Source organism: Deltaproteobacteria bacterium (assembly GCA_003696105.1).
Lineage (GTDB): Bacteria > Myxococcota_A > Polyangia > Haliangiales > J016 > J016.
The window spans coordinates 1-3358 of record RFGE01000178.1 but is presented as its reverse complement, the minus strand read 5'-3'; the positions used below and the strand labels follow the sequence as shown (position 1 = coordinate 3358).

The window sequence follows — 3358 nt, the reverse complement described above, 5'->3', positions numbered from 1 at the left end:
GTGCGCGACGCGGGCGCGCGTGGCGAGTACGTAGGCGTCGACATTGTCGAGCACCCGGCCTGGCGCCGCATTGAGCACAACCGCGATCTTCGTGCGCGTTTCCTCGTCCACGATGCACACGCGCTCGACTCGCTGGACGGCGGTCCGTTCGATCTGGCGCTTGCAGTCACGACGTTTGAGCACTTCGCCGACGATGCGCTCGTCATGAGGGGGCTCGCCCGGAAGCTTGCGCGTGGCGGCCACGCTATCGTGATCGTGCCTTCCGAGTATTCGCCGGCGCTTTACTGGCGCCATGGCTACCGGACCTATCGCCGGGGCCGCATCCCCGAGCTGGCGCGCGACGCCGGCCTGGAGGTGGAGGAGACCTTCCCGATTGGCGGCCTCGCGGGATTCATATTCCACGCCGCGTGGTTCAACGTCTCTCGCGCCGCCGTCCTGTCGGGCAAGGCGGCACTGGCGGTCGCCGCAGGTGGCCGGTCGCGTGCGCGGAGGTGGTTGGCGCGCCCGTGGAAGGCTCTCGACAACACGATGTTCTGGCACCAGCGCTTCGCGTTGGGTCGCCGCGCCCACGTGCGGGCCAACGTCGCCGCGGCGCGCATCGACGAACGGCTCCCCATCTTGCCGGCACTCTACGGATACATACTCCGCGTCCCGTGACTCTGGCCCCGTGTATGCACGGCGACATCGTGTCCACGGCCGACGCCGCAGTTCGTTGCTGGCCCGCGATGAACAGGGAACTCACGAGCGGCCCGGCTGCGGCCGTCTGCCACCTGCTGATCGCGGCAGTGAGAAGGATCAGTTCCCGAGTTCTGTGTAGATCCCGATCGGGCTCGCTACTTTTCCTACTCGCCCCGGCGCAGGGCAGTTGCGAGGCCGGCGGCGGCCTGGGGGACGGAGAACCGTGTACGAGCGATCTCGCGGGCGCGGGTGCCGGCGGCGCGGCGCCAGTCGGTGTCGGCGAGAGCGCGCTCGAGGGCGGCGGCGAAGGCAGCGGGGTCCGCTTGCGGGACGATGTGGCCGGTGACGCCGTCTTCGACCTGTTCCCGCACGCCGGCGATGTCGGTGGCGACGACCGGGACGCCGCACGCCATCGCCTCGAGGATCGTGCGCGGAAGGCCCTCGTTGCTGGCGCCTTCGATGACGTGCCCGTCAGGCAGATTGATCGTCACGCGGTCGACGGACGACAGCACGCACAGGTCCGCCGCGGCCAGCAGCGCCAGCGGATCGGCGACGTAGCCGAGCATGTGGACCACCTCGGTGAGGCCGAGCCGGCGGCGGAGCGCGTCGAGCCAGTCGAGGTAGCGACGATCCTGGCCCTCTCCAGCGCAAAGAAGCAGCAACCGTCGGCCCGCGTCGCGGAGCCGAGCAACCGCTTCGAACAAGTCGTGTAGGCCCTTGAACGGGACCGGCGACGACAGGCTCACGCACACCGAGACGGCTGGGTCGGTCAGCGCCGAGATGCCGTGCGTCGTCGCCAGCTCGGCGCGGGCGCGGTCTGCGGGCGGGAGGTCGGGGATGTCGACGCCGTTGTATACGACGGTCGCGCGTGCGCGCGCGGCGGCGCCGAGTTCGCCCTCGAGGGCGTGCGCGACGAGGACGATGCGGTCGGCGAGAGCCTGCGCGGCGGCCCAGAGCGCACCCCGAAATGGGACGGTGCCGCGCAAGTGGAGCACCGCGGGCCGGCGCGAGAGCTTGGCGGCGAGGCCGGCTGCGAGGATCCCGCGAGGCGTGTTGTAGTGGATAACGTCGATGTGCTCTCGCACAACGAGCCGGGCCAGCTTTACGCTGTAGGGCACGACGGCGCGCGCCAACGTCCGTCCTCGGTGCCACCAGCCGGCGCGCAGGTGGACCTTTCCGAAGGTCATGAGCGCGGGCGGTGCGTGGACGATTCGCGTGCGAACGCCGGTTGCGCGGTAGCGATCGACACACTTGCCCGGCCCCGGGAAGACGACGAGCGGGTCGACGCCGTGCTCCTCGATACGCGAGAGTGCCGCCAGCAGGCTTCGCTGCGCGCCGGCGAAGCGATGCGGAACGTCCACGAAGAACAGGGCGCGGAGTGGCGGATGCACGGGGGGGTGGACTACGCTCCGCGCGGGGCGGCGGGCTCGAACGGGACGACGTTGCCGGCGGCCCGGTCGCCCTGGAACTCGGGCACCAGGCGCGGAATGATGCGACGGACGGCGCCGGCGTCGTGGGCGGCGATGGCCTGTTTCAGGTCGTCGAGCGCGCGCCGGAACGCGGCCTCGTCGAGCGGCACGTGGCGTGCGACAAGGATCTTGGGGTGGGACGTCGGCCGGTGCGCTTCGGCGTCGAGGTAGAGTTCTTCCAACAGCTTTTCGCCCGGGCGGACGCCGGTGAAGACGATGTCGATGTCGCGGCCGGGCTCGAGGCCCGACAGGCGGATGAGGTCGTTCGCGAGGTCGACGATCTTGACCGGCTCGCCCATGTCGAGGACGAAGATCTCGTTGCCGTCGCCCATGGCGGCCGCCTGCAGGACCAGCTCGACCGCCTCGGGGATGGTCATGAAGTAGCGGCGCATGTCGGGGTGGGTGATGGTGACGGGGCCGCCGGCGGCGATCTGGTCCTTGAGGATCGGCACGACGCTGCCAGCGGAGCCGAGCACGTTGCCGAACCGCACGGTGGTGTAGCGGGTATCGAAGGGCAGGCACTGCACCAGGCGCTCGGCGATGCGCTTGGTCGCGCCCATGACGCTGGTCGGGTTGACCGCCTTGTCGGTCGAGATCATGACGAACGCGGCCGCGCCGTGGCGGCCGGCGAGGGTGGCCACGGTCTCGGTGCCGAGGACGTTGTTGCGCGCGCCCTCGACCGGGTTGGCCTCGAGCATCGGCACGTGTTTGTGGGCGGCGGCGTGGAACACGACGTCGGGACGTTCTCGGCGGAAGATGGCGTCGAGGTGCGCGCCCTCGGTGACGTCGGCCAGGCAGTACGAGATGTCGGCGGCGATGCCGAGGCGCGCCAGATTTCGCTCGAGAAAGAACAGGCCGTTCTCGGCGTGGTCGAGGCAGACGAGCCTGGCCGGCTTGAATCGCAACACCTGGCTGCAGATCTCGGCCCCGATCGAGCCGGCCGCGCCGGTCACGAGCACCCGCCGCGCGGTCAGGAACTCGCCGATGGCGTCGAGGTCGAGCTGGACGCGCGGGCGCCGGAGCAGGTCGTTGATGTCCACCTCGCGCGCGAGGCCGAGCGAGGCCCGGCCCTCGAGCACCTCCCAGGTGGCCGGCAGCACCTTGAACGGCACGCCGGCCTCGCGGCAGTGGCGCGTGATGACGCGCATCTGCTCGCCGGTGGCCGACGGCGTCGCCGCGATGATCTCGTCGATGCGCATCCGCTCGACGAC

General features: G+C 70.5%; 3 protein-coding genes. 1 reads left to right on the top strand and 2 read right to left on the bottom strand.

What is annotated here, in order from left to right; genetic code table 11:
- Positions 1–657, top strand: coding sequence for a methyltransferase domain-containing protein (locus D6689_11790; protein ID RMH41135.1), 657 nt, complete (start codon positions 1–3; stop codon positions 655–657).
- A 185-nt stretch (positions 658–842) separates the two neighbouring features.
- Here D6689_11790 and D6689_11785 read toward each other — a convergent pair whose 3' ends face one another.
- Together D6689_11785 and D6689_11780 are read right to left on the bottom strand one after the other, a co-directional pair.
- Positions 843–2069, bottom strand: a complete 1227-nt coding sequence (locus D6689_11785) for a glycosyltransferase (GenBank protein RMH41134.1) — start codon at positions 2067–2069, stop codon at positions 843–845.
- Positions 2070–2080: 11 nt separating this feature from the next.
- A partial coding sequence (locus D6689_11780) for a polysaccharide biosynthesis protein (protein RMH41133.1) occupies positions 2081–3358 on the bottom strand: 1278 nt, incomplete at its 5' end.